The 15,911-nt window shown below is 69.1% G+C and carries 15 protein-coding genes and 3 pseudogenes; 17 read left to right on the forward strand and 1 reads right to left on the reverse strand.

Annotated elements, in window-relative coordinates; all coding sequences use genetic code 11:
- A partial coding sequence (locus BJF87_RS24645) for a DUF222 domain-containing protein (protein WP_139319594.1) occupies nt 1–503 on the reverse strand: 503 nt, incomplete at its 3' end.
- A 333-nt stretch (nt 504–836) separates the two neighbouring features.
- Here BJF87_RS24645 and BJF87_RS24650 point away from each other — a divergent pair.
- The 17 genes and pseudogenes from BJF87_RS24650 to lgt all read left to right on the forward strand — a co-directional run bounded on the left by BJF87_RS24650 (nt 837) and on the right by lgt (nt 15,875).
- On the forward strand, nt 837–1,235 hold the full coding sequence (locus BJF87_RS24650) for a hypothetical protein (protein ID WP_006359150.1): 399 nt from the start codon (nt 837–839) through the stop codon (nt 1,233–1,235).
- Between the two features lie 172 nt (nt 1,236–1,407).
- Nucleotides 1,408–2,751 carry a histidinol dehydrogenase gene (hisD, locus tag BJF87_RS24655; RefSeq protein WP_040004186.1) on the forward strand — a complete coding sequence of 448 codons (1,344 nt, stop codon included), beginning with the start codon at nt 1,408–1,410 and terminating at the stop codon, nt 2,749–2,751.
- The gene (locus BJF87_RS24660; RefSeq protein ID WP_035755311.1) at nt 2,748–3,911 is read left to right on the forward strand and encodes a histidinol-phosphate transaminase; all 1,164 of its coding nucleotides are present in this window, start codon (nt 2,748–2,750) and stop codon (nt 3,909–3,911) included. Before hisD ends, BJF87_RS24660 begins: the two co-directional genes overlap by 4 nt.
- A complete protein-coding gene (gene hisB / locus BJF87_RS24665; RefSeq protein ID WP_005196188.1) occupies nt 3,908–4,531 on the forward strand; it encodes an imidazoleglycerol-phosphate dehydratase HisB in 624 nt (207 codons plus the stop codon). Before BJF87_RS24660 ends, hisB begins: the two co-directional genes overlap by 4 nt.
- Complete coding sequence (hisH, locus tag BJF87_RS24670) at nt 4,528–5,169, forward strand: imidazole glycerol phosphate synthase subunit HisH (protein WP_006359153.1); 642 nt, start codon at nt 4,528–4,530, stop codon at nt 5,167–5,169. The genes hisB and hisH overlap by 4 nt, the downstream gene beginning before the upstream one ends.
- Nucleotides 5,166–5,465 (forward strand): hypothetical protein, encoded by a 300-nt coding sequence (locus BJF87_RS24675; RefSeq protein ID WP_006359154.1) that lies wholly within the window; start codon nt 5,166–5,168, stop codon nt 5,463–5,465. The genes hisH and BJF87_RS24675 overlap by 4 nt, the downstream gene beginning before the upstream one ends.
- A 52-nt stretch (nt 5,466–5,517) precedes the next feature.
- Nucleotides 5,518–6,261 (forward strand): bifunctional 1-(5-phosphoribosyl)-5-((5-phosphoribosylamino)methylideneamino)imidazole-4-carboxamide isomerase/phosphoribosylanthranilate isomerase PriA, encoded by a 744-nt coding sequence (priA, locus tag BJF87_RS24680; RefSeq protein ID WP_006359155.1) that lies wholly within the window; start codon nt 5,518–5,520, stop codon nt 6,259–6,261.
- On the forward strand, nt 6,261–7,082 hold the full coding sequence (locus tag BJF87_RS24685) for an inositol monophosphatase family protein (protein ID WP_006359156.1): 822 nt from the start codon (nt 6,261–6,263) through the stop codon (nt 7,080–7,082). The genes priA and BJF87_RS24685 overlap by 1 nt, the downstream gene beginning before the upstream one ends.
- Nucleotides 7,083–7,153: 71 nt before the next feature.
- A pseudogene (gene hisF, locus BJF87_RS24690) lies at nt 7,154–7,926 on the forward strand (imidazole glycerol phosphate synthase subunit HisF).
- A gap of 19 nt (nt 7,927–7,945) precedes the next feature.
- The gene (hisI, locus tag BJF87_RS24695; protein ID WP_006359158.1) at nt 7,946–8,317 is read left to right on the forward strand and encodes a phosphoribosyl-AMP cyclohydrolase; all 372 of its coding nucleotides are present in this window, start codon (nt 7,946–7,948) and stop codon (nt 8,315–8,317) included.
- Between the two features lie 39 nt (nt 8,318–8,356).
- The gene (locus BJF87_RS24700; RefSeq protein WP_005196179.1) at nt 8,357–8,536 is read left to right on the forward strand and encodes a tautomerase family protein; all 180 of its coding nucleotides are present in this window, start codon (nt 8,357–8,359) and stop codon (nt 8,534–8,536) included.
- Nucleotides 8,533–10,124: pseudogene (locus BJF87_RS24705) on the forward strand (anthranilate synthase component I). Before BJF87_RS24700 ends, BJF87_RS24705 begins: the two are co-directional and overlap by 4 nt.
- Complete coding sequence (locus tag BJF87_RS24710; protein ID WP_006359160.1) at nt 10,121–10,906, forward strand: Trp biosynthesis-associated membrane protein; 786 nt, start codon at nt 10,121–10,123, stop codon at nt 10,904–10,906. Before BJF87_RS24705 ends, BJF87_RS24710 begins: the two are co-directional and overlap by 4 nt.
- A 181-nt stretch (nt 10,907–11,087) precedes the next feature.
- Nucleotides 11,088–11,906: an indole-3-glycerol phosphate synthase TrpC gene (gene trpC / locus BJF87_RS24715; RefSeq protein ID WP_035755315.1), complete on the forward strand. Its 819-nt coding sequence runs from the start codon at nt 11,088–11,090 to the stop codon at nt 11,904–11,906.
- A gap of 61 nt (nt 11,907–11,967) precedes the next feature.
- Nucleotides 11,968–13,298: pseudogene (gene trpB, locus BJF87_RS24720) on the forward strand (tryptophan synthase subunit beta).
- Nucleotides 13,295–14,104, forward strand: coding sequence for a tryptophan synthase subunit alpha (trpA, locus tag BJF87_RS24725; RefSeq protein WP_042376160.1), 810 nt, complete (start codon nt 13,295–13,297; stop codon nt 14,102–14,104). Before trpB ends, trpA begins: the two are co-directional and overlap by 4 nt.
- 103 nt (nt 14,105–14,207) lie before the next feature.
- On the forward strand, nt 14,208–15,875 hold the full coding sequence (lgt, locus tag BJF87_RS24730) for a prolipoprotein diacylglyceryl transferase (RefSeq protein ID WP_035755320.1): 1,668 nt from the start codon (nt 14,208–14,210) through the stop codon (nt 15,873–15,875).
- The last annotated feature ends 36 nt before the right edge of the window (nt 15,876–15,911 follow it).

Below are 15,911 nucleotides of genomic sequence, written 5' to 3' on the forward strand. Positions count from 1 at the left end.
ATCTCGGCCATCTGTCGTTCGGCGGCGACCTTTACGTCGTGGTCGACGGCGTGTGGGATCTGGTCGAGGACGTCGAGTACTGCCCGGACGTGGGAGGTGCTGACCTTGCCGTCGGCCAATGCCTCTGCCAGAGCGGGGCGTTCGGGTTCGAGTGGTTCGCCGGTCGGGCTGAGGTGGGTGGCGGTCGCGTGGCGTTGTTTGGTGCGGCGCATGGGGTCGGCCACGCGTAGGCGGTGGGTCATGAACTGGGTGATGCTGCGGTGGCCGGTCTTGTGGGGTAGGTCGCGGTCGGCGATCTCGATGATCTGTCGGTCGCCGGCGAAAGTGAGTCGGGCGATGGCCTGTTCGGTTCCGGCGGCGACGTCGATGAGTTCGGCATCGGAGCACTGCGCCAGATCGACGGCCTGGAGTTCGGCGGTGATCCGATGCAGTTCCTGCACGAGTTCGGAGGGGCGGGTCGACGGCCCGACGTCGGTCTGCGAGATTTCGGTCAAGACGGTCACCCCCGATGCCGTGTTTGAATGTATGTTCGACTGTACTCGCAATCCCATTGCCGCGCAACGACTATCGAAACCCGCACGATCGCGGGAATTGTCGGTGGCGTCTGGTAATGGGCGGCGAGATGACCACCGAGCCGGACCGTCCGGCTCGCGAGGGCTCCGGCGCATCGTGACGCCAGGCGGCGCGACTGGGCTTCCGAATCACACTGAGTCAAACTGGCGGAGGAGGGGATCTCGGCGAACCTGATCCACCTGTACCCGGCAGATCAGGAGGCGCCACTCAACTCGGGGGAGATCGACGCGGCGGCGCTGCCGGGCGTCATCCCGTCGGTCGCGTTGCAGACGTTCGAAGGCAAGGGCTTCCATCTGGTCGATTCGGTCTACCGGGATCGTCCGAACCTCGCCGGCACGAGTGTGACCGTCAGCAGCGAGGACTTCCTCACCAAGAACCCCGGGTTCGCACCTACGTGGCAGAAGCTTCACGCCGACGCCGTCAGGTACGCCAAGGCCCACTGGGAGGAGTACCTGCGGTTCGAACTCGGCAACTCGAAGGCTCCCGAGGCGGCGGTCCGTGCCGCGGCGAACCCCGACGGTTACTCCGAGGAACCGTTCCCGGCACAGGCCATCGAACTGCTCACCGGCACGAAGGCGTTCCTCGTCGAGCAGGGCAGCATCAAGGCGGACTTCGACCTCGACACCTGGTTCCAACTCCCCTCGGGGGACAAGAACCCCTGACGCGAGGCCTGGCCACAACGTTGGCGACCCGGGTACCGCCCGGGTCGCCGACGTGCGCCGTAGCGGCGTGGCGCCCGACACACCACACGCCGGTGATCACCCGCACCAGAAACCCGCTGGCCACCGACCCGTATCCTGGATGGGTAATTTCCCGCACCGACCAGGAGAGATCATGCTCGCCCGAACTGACCTGCGCGGTAGCACTCCGACGCTCGCCGAATTGCGTCGTGCGCTGCCCCGCGGGGGTACCGACGTCAATGCCGTACTCGACACGGTGACGCCGGTGGTGCATGCGGTGGCCGAGACCGGCACGCCCGCGGCCCTGGAGTTCGGTGAGAAGTTCGACGGTGTCCGCCCGACTTCGGTGCGTGTGCCTGCTCAGGTCATCGCCGACGCGCTGGCCGGTCTGGATGCACAGGTCGCCGACGCGCTGCGCGAGTCCATCACCCGTGCGCGCAAGGTCCACTCCGATCAGCGCCGGGAGACCACCCGCACCCAGGTCGTCGACGGCGGCGTCGTCAGCGAGAAGTGGATTCCGGTCCGCCGCGTGGGCCTCTATGTCCCCGGCGGCAACGCGGTCTACCCGTCGTCGGTGATCATGAACGTCGTCCCGGCCCAGGAGGCCGGCGTCGGTTCGCTGGTCGTCGCGTCGCCCCCGCAGAAGGACTTCGGCGGCTGGCCGCACCCGACCATCCTCGCGGCCTGTGCGCTCCTCGGCGTCGACGAGGTGTGGGCCGTCGGTGGCGCACAGGGCGTCGCGCTGCTCGCGTACGGCGGAACCGACACCGACGCCGCCGACGAGCCGGGCGCAGTCCTCGACCCCGTCGACCTGATCACCGGACCGGGCAACATCTACGTCACCGCCGCCAAGCGTCTGTGCCGCAGCGTGGTCGGCATCGACTCCGAGGCAGGTCCCACCGAGATCGCGATCCTCGCCGACGACTCGGCCGACGCAGGCATCATCGCCTCCGACCTCATCAGCCAGGCCGAGCACGACGTCCTCGCCGCCTCGGTGCTCGTCACCGCCAGCGCCGAACTCGCCGACGCCGTCGATGTCGCCCTCGAGCAGCAGGTCGCCGCAACCAAGCACCGCGAGCGCGTCACCACCGCGCTGTCGGGGGAGCAGTCGGGCATCGTTCTGGTCGACGACGTCGAAGCCGGCCTCGCCGTCGTGGACGCCTATGCCGCCGAACACCTCGAGATCCAGACGCGCGACGCCGCCGCGGTCGCCGACCGTGTCCACAACGCCGGCGCGATCTTCGTCGGTCCGTACGCGCCGGTCAGCCTCGGCGACTACTGTGCGGGCTCCAATCACGTTCTGCCGACCTCGGGTTCGGCGCGCTTCGCGTCGGGCCTGTCGGTGCAGACCTTCCTCAAGGGCGTCCACGTCATCGACTACGACGAGGCCGCCCTGCGTGAGGTCGCCGACAAGGTCGTCACCCTCGCCGACGCCGAGGACCTGCCCGGCCACGGCGACGCGGTGAAGCAGCGTTTCGCCGGAAGCGTGCGCCCATGACGGCATCGGACGCGACTGTGACGACGGAGGCGGGGCGCTCGGTCCCCGGATCGCAGATCAGCGTCGACGATCTGCCGCTGCGGGAGAACCTGCGCGGCAAATCCGCTTATGGCGCACCGCAACTCAAGGTGCCGGTGATCCTCAACACCAACGAGAACCCGCACCCGCCGTCACCGGCGCTGATCGACGACGTCGCCGAGTCGGCACGTGAGGCCGCCGCGGAACTGCATCGCTACCCGGATCGGGACGCGGTCGCGTTGCGCACCGACCTCGCCGCATACCTGACCCGCGCGACCGGTGTGCAGCTCGGTGTCGAAAACCTGTGGGCCGCAAACGGTTCCAACGAGATCCTGCAGCAGTTGCTGCAGGCGTTCGGTGGTCCCGGGCGCTCCGCGCTCGGCTTCGTGCCGTCGTACTCGATGCACCCGATCATCTCCGACGGCACCGACACCACCTGGCTGGTCGCGGCACGGTCGCCCGACTTCGGTCTCGACATCGACTACGCCGTCGCCGAGGTGACCAACCGCGAACCCGACGTGGTCTTCGTGACCTCGCCGAACAACCCCACCGGTGGCTCGCTCCCGCTCGCCGATCTACGACGCATCATCGAGGCCGCGCCCGGCATCGTGATCGTCGACGAGGCATATGCCGAGTTCTCCGCCGCGCCGAGCGCGACCGAGCTCATCGACGAGTTCCCGACCAAGGTCGTCGTCAGCCGCACCATGTCCAAGGCCTTCGCCTTCGCCGGCGGACGCCTCGGCTACCTGGCCGCCGCCCCGGCCGTCGTCGACGCCATCCAGCTCGTCCGCCTGCCGTACCACCTCTCGGTGCTGACGCAGGCCGCCGCGCGCGCCGCACTGCGGCACAGCGACGACACCCTCGCCGGTGTCGCGGCGATCATCGCCGAACGCGAACGCGTGGTGACGGCGCTCACCGGCTTCGGTTACCGCGTCGTCGACTCGGACTCGAACTTCGTCCTGTTCGGCGGCTTCCGGGATGCTCCGGCGTCGTGGCAGCGTTACCTCGACGCCGGTGTCCTCATCCGGGACGTCGGGATCACCGGCCACCTGCGGGTGACCATCGGACTCCCGCACGAGAACGACGCATTCCTCGACGTCAGCCGCACGCTCGCCACAACAGATCTGGAGAACTCTCAGTGAGCATCCCCGCGCCTCGCATCGCGAAGGTCGAACGGACCACCAAGGAATCCTCGATCTCGGTCGAACTCAACCTCGACGGGACCGGCATCACCGACATCTCCACGGGCATCGCGTTCTACGACCACATGCTGACGGCGTTCGGTCAGCACGGCAGCTTCGACCTCACGGTCAAGGCCGAGGGCGACATCGAGGTCGAGGGTCACCACACCATCGAGGACACCGCCATCGTGCTCGGCCAGGCGCTCGGTCAGGCACTCGGGGACAAGCGGGGCATCCGCCGCTTCGGCGACGCCTGGATCCCGATGGACGAGACCCTCGCGCAGGCCGTCGTCGACGTCTCCGGGCGTCCGTACTGCGTGCACACCGGTGAACCGGAACACCTGCTCACCGCGGTGATCGGCGGCTACCCGGGTGTGCCGTACTCCACGATCATCAACCGGCACGTCTTCGAGTCGATCGCGCTCAACGCCCGCATCGCCCTGCACGTGCGGGTGCTCTACGGCCGCGACCAGCACCACATCACCGAGGCCGAGTTCAAGGCCGTGGCGCGTGCCCTGCGCACGGCCACCGAATACGACGCCCGGGTCAGCGGCGTTCCGTCGACGAAGGGAGCCCTGTGAGCGCTACCGACGTCACGATCCTCGACTACGGTTCGGGCAACCTGCGCTCGGCGCAGCGTGCACTCGAACGCACCGGCGCCCAGGTGACGGTGACCTCCGACTTCAACACCGCGCTGCAGGCGACCGGCCTGGTCGTTCCGGGTGTGGGTGCGTTCGCCGCGTGCATGGAAGGCCTGCGCGCGGTGAAGGGCGACCGGATCATCGGCCGCCGCCTCGCCGGTGGACGCCCGGTTCTGGGCATCTGCGTCGGCATGCAGATCCTCTTCGAACGCGGCGTGGAGTTCGGGGTCGAGGCCGACGGCTGCGGTGAGTGGCCCGGCAGCGTCACCCAGCTGCCCGCGCCGGTCCTGCCGCACATGGGCTGGAACACCGTGGAGGCCCCCGAGGGATCGGTGCTGTTCGACGGCCTCGACGCCGACACCCGGTTCTACTTCGTGCACTCCTACGCCGCACAGACCTGGGAGATGGACAACGTCGGTTCGCCGCTGCACGCTCCGAAGCTGACCTGGGCCGAGCACGGTGGACGCTTCCTGGCCGCGGTCGAGAACGGACCGCTCTCGGCCACGCAGTTCCACCCGGAGAAATCCGGGGACGCCGGCGCCCAACTCCTGGAGAACTGGGTGAAGGGCCTCTCATGACCGACGGCACGCCGGCCGGCGAAGCGGACGGGAGCACGCCCGACACCCCGTCTGCGGGCAGCGGTTTCTCGATCGCCAAGCTCGCGTTCTACGCTCTCGGCGCCGGTGTGCTGGTCCTGGCGGCGTGCATACCGCTCATCCTCCTGCTGGCGAACTGGTCACCGCTCGCAGGTCTGGTCGCCGCACTGGCCGCAGTGGTCGCGATGATCGCGGCCATCGGTACCGTGGCAAACCGCATGGTCAACCGCGCGCGGGCGGAGCTGATCGCCGCCCGCGACGGACACCCGCCCGCCTGACCCGCTCGACACACAACAGCCCGACCCGAGAACAGACAGGAACACTCCACCCATGGGTAGCACCCTCGAACTCCTTCCCGCCGTCGACGTTGCCGACGGGCAGGCGGTCCGCCTCGTCCAGGGCGCGGCCGGCACCGAGACCTCCTACGGCTCGCCGCGCGATGCGGCGCTGGCGTGGCAGAACGACGGTGCGGAGTGGATCCATCTCGTCGACCTCGATGCGGCCTTCGGTCGCGGCGACAACCGTGAGCTCCTCGCCGGGGTCGTCGGCGAACTCGACGTGAAGGTCGAGCTGTCGGGCGGCATCCGCGACGACGACTCCCTCGCCGCCGCACTGGCGACCGGCTGCACCCGCGTCAACCTGGGCACCGCGGCCCTGGAGAACCCGGAATGGTGCGCCCGCGCGATCGCCGAACACGGTGACCGCATCGCCGTCGGCCTCGACGTCATCCGCGACGGCGACTCCTACCGGCTCCGCGGCCGCGGCTGGGTCACCGACGGCGGCGACCTGTGGGAGGTCCTCGAGCGTCTCAACCGCGACGGATGCTCGCGCTACGTGGTGACCGACGTGTCCAAGGACGGCACCCTCGAGGGCCCGAACCTCGAGCTGCTCGCCGAGGTCGCCGCGGCCACCGATGCCCCGATCGTCGCCTCCGGCGGTGTGTCGGCCATCGACGACCTCGTCGCGATCGCCGGCCTCGTCGACCAGGGTGTCGAGGGCGCGATCGTCGGCAAGGCCCTCTACGCCGGCCGCTTCACCCTGCCCGAGGCACTCACGGCCGTCGCCGGGGTCTGATGAGCGCGACCCAGAGCTCGCTCGACCTCCCGCGGTTGCTCGACACCGCGGGGTCGGTGCTCGACGCAGCCGTCGAGACCTTCGTCGAAGGTCTGGGTGCGCCGAGCGCCGTGCACAAGGGCGGGACGGACTTCGCCACCCAGGTCGACCTCGACCTGGAACGGCGGATCTCCGCCGAGCTCGAGGACCGGACGCAGATTCCGGTCCACGGTGAGGAATTCGGCGGCGCCGATCCGGTCGACGGCCCGGTGTGGGTGCTCGATCCGGTCGACGGGACCTTCAACTACTCGGCAGGCATGCCGCTCACCGGCATCCTGCTCGGGCTCGTCGTCGACGGCGAGGCGACCCTCGGCCTGACGTGGCTGCCGCTGCTGGACCGCAAGTACGCTGCTCACGCCGACGGTCCGCTGCTGATCAACGGCGAGGCCGCCGAGCCCCTGCCGGACACGCCGCTGGAGGAGGCCGCGGTCGCCTTCGGGCCGTTCAACGCGGCCGGGCGCGGTCGCTATGCGGGGGATCGACGCGCAGATCTGTTGCGCGCGTTGAGTTCCCGCGTCGCCCGTATCCGGATGACGGGGAGCACGGGCGTCGACATGGCGTTCACCGCCTCGGGCGTCTTCGGCGGGGCCGTCGCCTTCGGGCGGCACCCGTGGGACAACGCGGCGGGCGCCGCGCTGGTCCGGGCGGCCGGTGGGGTCGCCTCCGACATCGCGGGCGAGCGCTGGACGGTCGCCTCCCCGTCACTGGTCGCGGGCACGCCGACCGTGCACGCGGGTCTGATGGCAGTGATCGAGCAAACGGTCGGGGAGTGGTCGGAATGAGCACCCCGGCAACCGATGAGACAGGCACGAGAGCATCCCATGAAGAACGAGCACACGAAGGAGACACGACGATGACGCTGGCGACGCGGGTCATCCCGTGCCTCGACGTCGACGACGGCCGGGTCGTGAAGGGCGTCAACTTCGAGAATCTCCGCGACGCCGGGGATCCCGTCGAGCTGGCCGAGCGCTATGACCGGGAAGGCGCCGACGAGCTGACCTTCCTCGACGTCACCGCGTCGAGCTCGGGACGCTCCACGATGATCGACGTCGTCAAGCGGACCGCCGACCAGGTGTTCATCCCGCTGACCGTCGGCGGCGGCATCCGAACCGTCGAGGACGTCGACATGATGCTGCGCGCGGGCGCGGACAAGGTCAGCGTCAACACCGCCGCGATCGCACGCCCCGAGGTCCTCGGCGAGATGAGCCGACGTTTCGGCTCGCAGTGCATCGTCCTGTCGGTCGACGCGCGGACCGTGCCGGAGGGTTCGGAGCCGACGCCGTCCGGCTGGGAGGTCACCACCACGGCGGCCGCCAGGGAACCGGCATCGACGCGGTCGAGTGGGCTCGGCGCGGTCAGGACCTCGGTGTCGGTGAGATCCTGCTCAACTCGATGGACGCCGACGGCACCAAGAAGGGCTTCGACCTGCGCATGCTCAGGGCGGTGCGCGCGGCCGTACGGGTCCCGGTCATCGCCAGCGGCGGTGCAGGCAAGGTCGAGGACTTCGCGCCCGCCGTCCAGGCCGGCGCGGACGCAGTGCTGGCCGCCTCGGTCTTCCACTTCGGCGAACTCACCATCCACGAGGTGAAGGCCGCCATGGCCGACGCCGGGATCACCGTCCGATGACACAGGCAGGAGAACGCTGATGGCCCTCGATCCGGAGCTCGCCTCGCGTCTCAAACGCAACGCCGACGGACTGTTCAGTGCGGTCGCGCAGGAACGCTCCACCGGCGACGTCCTGATGGTCGCGTGGATGGACGACGCCGCTCTCGAACGGACCCTCGCCACGCGCAAGGCGACCTACTACTCGCGGTCACGCCAGGAGTACTGGGTCAAGGGCGAGACGAGCGGTCACACCCAGTACGTGCACGACGCGCGCCTCGACTGCGACGGCGACACGGTGTTGCTCGTCGTCGACCAGGTCGGCGCGGCCTGCCACACCGGGAACCACAGCTGTTTCGACACCGAGTCGCTGTCTTTCGGAGCAGACGCCCGGCCGGTCGATTCCGCACAGTAGATTTCCATCGTGATCACACCCGAAAGGCGGTGACGCTGCATGCCCCTCATCCAGATCTCGCAGACCCCCGGACTCTCCGACCGCGTCAAGCGCGAGACCATCGCGGCGGTGACCGAGGCGTACGCCAAGGCGACCGGCAAGAACCCGGATTCGGTCTGGGTCACGATCACCGAGGTGCCGCGCACTCAGTGGGGCGTCGGCGGCGAGCCCCTCGGATGAGCGGCGTGAACGCGGCGGCCGGGGCGCACACGACGTCCCTCGCGGAATTCCTCGACCTCGCCCGTGACCATCGCGTGGTGCCGGTGACACGCAAGGTGCTCGCCGATTCGGAGACACCGCTGTCGGCGTACCGCAAGCTGGCCGGCGATCGTCCCGGGACCTTCCTGCTGGAGTCGGCAGAGAACGGCCGCTCCTGGTCGCGCTGGTCCTTCATCGGGGCCGGGGCACCCTCGGCGCTGACCGTCGTCGACGGCCAGGCGCACTGGTGGGGTTCGGTGCCGGTGGGCGCTCCCGAGGGCGGCGACGCCCTCGAAGTGCTGGCCGAGTCGCTGCGCGTGCTCAAAACCGACCCGCTGCCGGGCATGCCGCCGCTGACCGGCGGCTTCGTCGGGTTCATGGCCTACGACATGGTCCGGCGCCTCGAACGTCTCCCGGAGACCACCGTCGACGACCTCGGCCTGCCGGACATGATGATGGTGCTGGCCACCGACCTCGCCGCCGTCGATCATCACGAGGGCACGATCACGCTGATCGCCAACGCGGTCAACTGGGACGGTTCCGACGAGCGCGTCGAGGAGGCCTACGCCGACGCCTGGCGCGTCTGGACCGGATGACCGAGGCGCTCGCCGCACCCGCGTCGTCGACCGTCTCGACCTTCGACCGGCCCACTCCGGACTTCACCGCACAGCGCACGCTCGAGGAGTACAGCGAGATCGTCACTAGCCTCGTCGGCGAGATCGAGGCGGGCGAGGCCTTCCAGGTCGTGCCGTCGATGCGGTTCGAGATGGACACCGAGGCCGACCCGCTCGACGTCTACCGCGTGCTCCGGGCATCGAATCCCAGCCCGTACATGTACCTGCTGCGGATGCCGGGGACCGAGGCGAACAGCGACACTGCCGCTCCCGACGCGATCGCCCGCAAACCGTTCACGATCGTCGGCAGCAGCCCGGAGGCGCTGGTCACCGTCGCCGACCGCATCGCGACCACACACCCCATCGCCGGGACGCGCTGGCGCGGCGCCACCGAAGAAGAGGATCAACTGCTCGGCAAGGGCCTTCTCGAGGACGAGAAGGAGAACGCCGAACACCTCATGCTCGTCGATCTCGGCCGCAACGATCTCGGCCGTGTATGCGTCCCCGGCACGGTGAAGGTCAGCGACTACCGGCACATCGAGCGGTACAGCCACGTCATGCACCTGGTGTCGACGGTGTCGGGAACGCTGCGCGACGACAAACACGCACTCGACGCGGTGACCGCCTGCTTCCCGGCCGGCACGCTCACCGGCGCACCCAAGGTGCGCGCGATGGAGCTCATCGACGAACACGAGAAGACACGGCGCGGCCTCTACGGCGGCATCGTCGGCTACCTCGACTTCGCCGGCAACGCCGACACCGCGATCGCCATCCGCACCGCGCTCCTCGCCCGTGGCCAGGCCTACGTGCAGGCCGGTGGCGGCGTGGTCGCCGACAGTGAGCCCGAGTACGAGTACAACGAGGCGCGCAACAAGGCAACCGCGGTGCTCAACGCCGTCGCCGCCGCGTCGACGATGAACAGGGTCGGGGAGACCCCGTCAGGAGACATCGCGTGACATCCGCGGACCAACCGGCCGAGTCGTCCCAGCCTGAGTCGTCCCAGCCCAAGCCGAAGTCCTCGCGACGGCCGCAGATGATCGCGGCGGTCCTGATGCTGGCCACCGCCGCCGCGTTCTGGGGCGCGAGCCGGCTGACGTGGGCCACCGTCTCGGCCGAGGACGGCCTCTCACCGCAGCGCGCCTTCGACGTGAAGGGATCGGACTGGAGCCCGTGGCTCACGCCGCTCGCCCTGGTCTACCTCGCCGGCATCGCCGCGGTGCTGTCGGTGCGCGGCTGGGGTCTGCGCCTCGTCGCGCTGCTCGTCGCCGCCGGTGGCGTGCTCGCCGCCTTCCCGGCGATCTCCCTGATCGCCGGTGGCGCCGACTCCGAGTACGCCGCCGACGCCGGGGACATTCCGGACCGGTACATCGTGCTCTACACCGACACCCAGTGGTTGCCCGCCGCGCTGGTCCTGCTCGGCACGGTGTGTGCGGTCGCCGCCGCGGTTGTGCTGCTTCGGGTCGCCAAGGGTGCGACGATGTCGTCCAAGTACAAGACCCCCGCGGCCCGGCGCGAGGAGCTCGAGACCGAGATCTTCGCCGACTACGAGCGGCGGAAGAGGGCGGCCGCGGCCGACTCCGCGAAAGCCGGTGACACCCCGGCCGACGCCGACGCCGACGCCGACGCCGGAACCGGCGGAAAGGACCGGCGGCCCGGCGACGACCGGGACGCCAACGAGCGCATGATGTGGGACGCGCTCGACACGGGCATCGACCCCACCGATCCGGACGAGCGCTGACCCTCCGGGCGAGCAGTGCCCCGGTCCGACGCCTCGCTGAGACGCACACGACAGGCTGAGATATGCGCAACAGTCCAGGACCGGTCCCGTTTTGTGGAGAATCGGCCAACCCGGCGACAGGTCGCCGCGACTGTCGGTCTACCCTGAGACCACACGACGAGCGGAAGGGAGCGGAGTCGCTGTGAGCATGCCCAACGTTCTCGAGTCGATCATCGAGGGAGTCAAAGCCGACGTCGCCGCACGTGAGGCGATGACCGACTTCGCTGCCGTCAAGGCCGCCTCGGCGAAGGCTCCCGCTCCCCGGGACGCCATGGTCGCACTCCGCCAGCCCGGTATCGGTGTGATCGCGGAGGTCAAGCGCGCGAGCCCGTCGAAGGGTGAGCTGGCCTCGATCGGCGACCCAGCCGAGCTTGCCAAGGCCTACGAAGACGGCGGCGCGCGCATCATCAGCGTGCTGACCGAGGAGCGACGCTTCCACGGCTCGCTCGCCGATCTCGACGCCGTTCGCGCAGCGGTCGACATCCCGGTCCTGCGCAAGGACTTCATCGTCGGTCCGTACCAGATCCACGAGGCCCGCGCCCACGGCGCCGACGTCATCCTGCTGATCGTCGCGGCCCTCGAACAGAACGTCCTCGCCTCGCTGCTCGACCGCACCGAGAGCCTCGGCATGACCGCCCTCGTGGAGGTGCACACCGAGGAAGAGGCCGACCGCGCCCTCGAGGCCGGCGCGTCGGTCGTCGGCGTGAACGCCCGCAACCTCAAGACCCTCCAGGTCGAGCGGGACACGTTCTCGCGGATCGCCCCCGGCCTGCCGACCGAGATCATCCGCATCGCGGAGTCGGGTGTTCGCGGCACTGCCGACCTGCTGGCCTATGCCGGCGCGGGCGCCGACGCCGTCCTGGTGGGTGAGGGACTCGTGACAAGTGGTGACCCCCGCGCCGCCGTGCGTGAGCTGGTCACCGCGGGTACCCACCCGTCGTGCCCGAAACCAGTTCGCTGACATACGTCTTCGGGCCGTGTTCGGTCCATGTCGTCGTCGGCCCGATCGACTGTGAGATGTAGTGACCGCCCATCCTGATTCGGCCCATCCCGACTCTTCCGCGACCGTGCTCCCGCCGGCCAGCACCGGCCTGACGACGCGTACGTCGATCGAACCCGACGAGGGTGGACACTTCGGCGTCTACGGCGGACGGCATGTGCCGGAAGCCTGATGGCGGTCATCGACGAGGTCACCACGACCTTCTTCAAGATCCGCAACGACGACGCCTTCCTGAACGAACTCGACCGTCTGCAGCGTGACTACGCCGGACGTCCGTCGCCGCTGTACGAAGCGAAGCGTCTCGCCGAGTACGCCGGGGGGGCGCGCATCTTCCTCAAGCGCGAGGATCTCAACCACACCGGCTCGCACAAGATCAACAACGTTCTCGGACAGGCGCTTCTGGCCCAGCGGATGGGCAAGAACCGCATCATCGCCGAGACCGGCGCCGGCCAGCACGGCGTGGCCACCGCCACCGCATGTGCGCTCCTGGGCCTCGAGTGCGTGATCTACATGGGTCGCGTCGACACCGACCGACAGGCGCTCAACGTCGCCCGGATGCGTCTGCTCGGCGCCGAGGTCATCGCCGTCGACAACGGTTCGGCCACGCTGAAGGATGCCATCAACGAGGCCATGCGTGACTGGGTCACCAACGCGCACAACACCTATTACTGCTTCGGCACCGCCGCCGGCCCGCACCCGTTCCCGGTGATGGTCCGTGATCTCCAGCGCGTCGTCGGTCTGGAGGCACGTGCCCAGATCCTCGACAAGGCCGGACGCCTTCCCGACGCCGTGACCGCCTGTGTGGGCGGTGGGTCCAACGCCATCGGTATCTTTCATCCGTTCATCGACGACTCCGACGTTCGTCTCGTCGGTTTCGAGGCGGCCGGTGACGGCGTCGAGACCGGCCGTCACGCAGCGACTTTCACCGGCGGGACGCCGGGTGCATTCCAGGGTGCGTACTCGTACCTGCTGCAGGACGAAGACGGGCAGACGACCGAATCCCACTCGATCTCCGCAGGTCTCGACTATCCGGGCGTGGGCCCCGAGCACGCCTACCTCAAGGACACCGGCCGGGCCGAATACCGACCGATCACCGACACCGAGGCGATGAACGCGCTCGCGCTGCTGAGCCGCCGCGAGGGGATCATTCCCGCCATCGAGTCCGCGCACGCGGTCGCCGGCGCACTCGAGCTCGGCAAGGAACTCGGCGAGGGCGCGATCATCGTCGTGAGCCTCTCCGGTCGCGGCGACAAGGACGTCGACACCGCCGCGCGCTGGTTCGGCCTCTTCGACCCGCCGCCGTCGCAGGACGAGGCAAAGGCCACCAGCGGACAGCCGGGAGAGCGGGCATGAGCGCAAACACGATCTCTTCGAAGACCGGACCCGTCTTCGCGAAGTGCCGGGAGGAGAACCGCAGCGCACTCATCGGATATCTCCCCGTGGGGTATCCGACGCTGGAGGGTTCACTGACCTCGTTCCGGACAATGGTCGACGCCGGTTGCGACATCATCGAGGTGGGCGTGCCCTACTCCGACCCGGTGATGGACGGTCCGACGATCCAGGAGGCCGCCGATCTCGCCCTCACCAACGAGGTGCGGGTGCGCGACGTGTTCACCGCGGTCGAGGCGATCAGCTCGGCCGGTGGCACCGCGGTCGTCATGAGCTACTGGAACCCGGTGCTGCAGTACGGCGTCGAGAACTTCGCGCGAGACCTCGCCGACGCGGGCGGCGCCGGGCTCATCACGCCGAACCTGATTCCCGAAGAGGGCGCCCAGTGGCACGCCGCCTCCGATCAGTATGGCCTCGACCGCATCTACCTCGTCGCGCCGTCGTCGACCAACGAGCGCATCGCGCTGACCGTCGACGCGTCCCGTGGATTCGTCTATGCGGCATCCACCATGGGCGTCACCGGAGCACGCGACGCGGTGTCGGACATGGCTCCCGAGCTGTGTGCACGCGTCCGCGAGTACTCCGACATCCCCATCGGCGTCGGACTCGGTGTCCGCAACCGTGAGCAGGCCGCCCAGATCGCGTCCTACTCCGACGGCGTCATCGTCGGCTCGGCGCTGGTGACTGCCGCCAAGGCCGGCCAGGACCGCCTGGCCTCCCTCGTCGGCGAACTCGCCGAGGGCGTGCGTTCGCGTCACGCGGCTGTCTGACCCGCTGGTCGAGTAGGGCCGAGAGGCTGCCCGAGGTCTGTATCCGGGCCACGCGGCAACCGCACCGCACGGGCACACGTGTCCGGTCGGTTAGGGTTGCATCGTGAACGCGCCGACCACGACGATGCTCGCCTACATCCCCAGTCCGCCTCAGGGTGTGTGGGATCTCGGACCGTTCCCGCTGCGCGCGTACGCCCTGTGCATCATCGCGGGGATCATCGTCGCGGTCTGGTGGGGCAATCGCCGGTGGGTCGCACGTGGGGGACAGGAAGGCGAGGTCCTCGACGTCGCGATCTGGGCCGTTCCGTTCGGTCTCCTCGGCGGGCGTCTCTATCACCTGATCACCGACTGGAAGACCTATTTCGGTGCCGACGCCCCCAAGGAGCCGCTCGACGCCCTGCGGATCTGGGACGGTGGTCTCGGAATCTGGGGCGCGGTCGCGCTCGGTGCGGTCGGTGCCTGGATCGGCGCCCGACGCCGCGGCATCCGACTGCCCGCTTTCGGCGATGCGATCGCCCCGCCGATCCTGTTGGCCCAGGCCATCGGTCGGCTCGGCAACTACTTCAACCAGGAGCTGTACGGCCGTGAGACAACACTGCCGTGGGGTCTGGAGATCTACGAGCGCGTCAACAAGGCCGGTTACGCCGACGCGGGCCTGATAGACGGCAAGTCCAACGGCGTCGTGGTCGCCGTCGTCCAGCCGACGTTCCTCTACGAACTGCTGTGGAACGTCCTGATCGTGGTCCTCCTGGTGGTCATCGACCGCAAGTTCCGCATCGGTCACGGTCGCCTGTTCGCGCTGTACATCGCCGGCTACTGCCTCGGCCGGTTCTTCATCGAGATGCTGCGCGACGACCGTGCCGCCGTCGCCAACGACATCGCCGGTATCCGCCCGAACCTCTTCACCGCGGCCCTCGTGTTCGTGTGCGCGATCGTCTACTTCGTCGTCGCACCCAAGGGTCGCGAACAGGGGCTGGAGATGTACCACCCCGAACGTGCCGCCGAACTCGAGGAACAGGGCGTCGCCGGATACGTGGACGACTGGTACGACGAGGACTTCGACGAACTCGACGCCGCCGAAGGACAGGAACCGCCGGCCGAGGTGGACACACTGGACGCGCTCGACGCCGAGGCCGACAAGGTGGAGACCACCCGTGTCGCCGCCGAACCTGCCGCAGCGGCGAAGGTCTCGGATGATGAACCCGCTGCCGAGCCGGTGGTCGACGAAACCGCGGCGGGGGAGACCGAGACCGAGGAACCCGTCACCGAGGAAGCCGAAGCAGCCACTGGCGCAGTTGAGACTGAGGCAGTGGATTCTGACGCGGGGGAGTCTGGCGCACCTGAGTCCGCAGACGCTGGGGTCGCGGAACCCGAGGTCGCTGAACCCGAGGTCGCGGAACCCGAGGCGGAGGATGACGCAACCACCGACGTAGAGGCAACAGACACCGAGGCCGTAGACGCAGCGACGGCCAATGCAGCCGAAGACGATGAGGCCGACAGCGTCGTCGAGAACGAGGACCCGGCAAGCCAGGTCGTCGAATCCGAGGACGCGGCAACCGGCGTCGCGGAATCTGAGGCACAAGCGACCGGCGTCGTCGAATCCGACCCGGAATCCTCTGCCGTCGAAACCGATGCCCCTGCAGCTGGCGACGCTGAGTCTTCGGCAGCCGACTCTGCCGACGTGCAGGCCACCGACGCCGGACAGGCCGATGCCTCGAGCAGCCTCCGCCGCCGGGTCGCCTCTCGATTCGGTCGCCGCCGCCGGCCCTGACCCTCGGCCGCCCCTGCCAGGAGGTAAACGCGAAAA

This window comes from Gordonia sp. CNJ-863, assembly GCF_001942325.1.
In the GTDB taxonomy this organism is placed as follows: domain Bacteria; phylum Actinomycetota; class Actinomycetes; order Mycobacteriales; family Mycobacteriaceae; genus Gordonia; species Gordonia alkanivorans.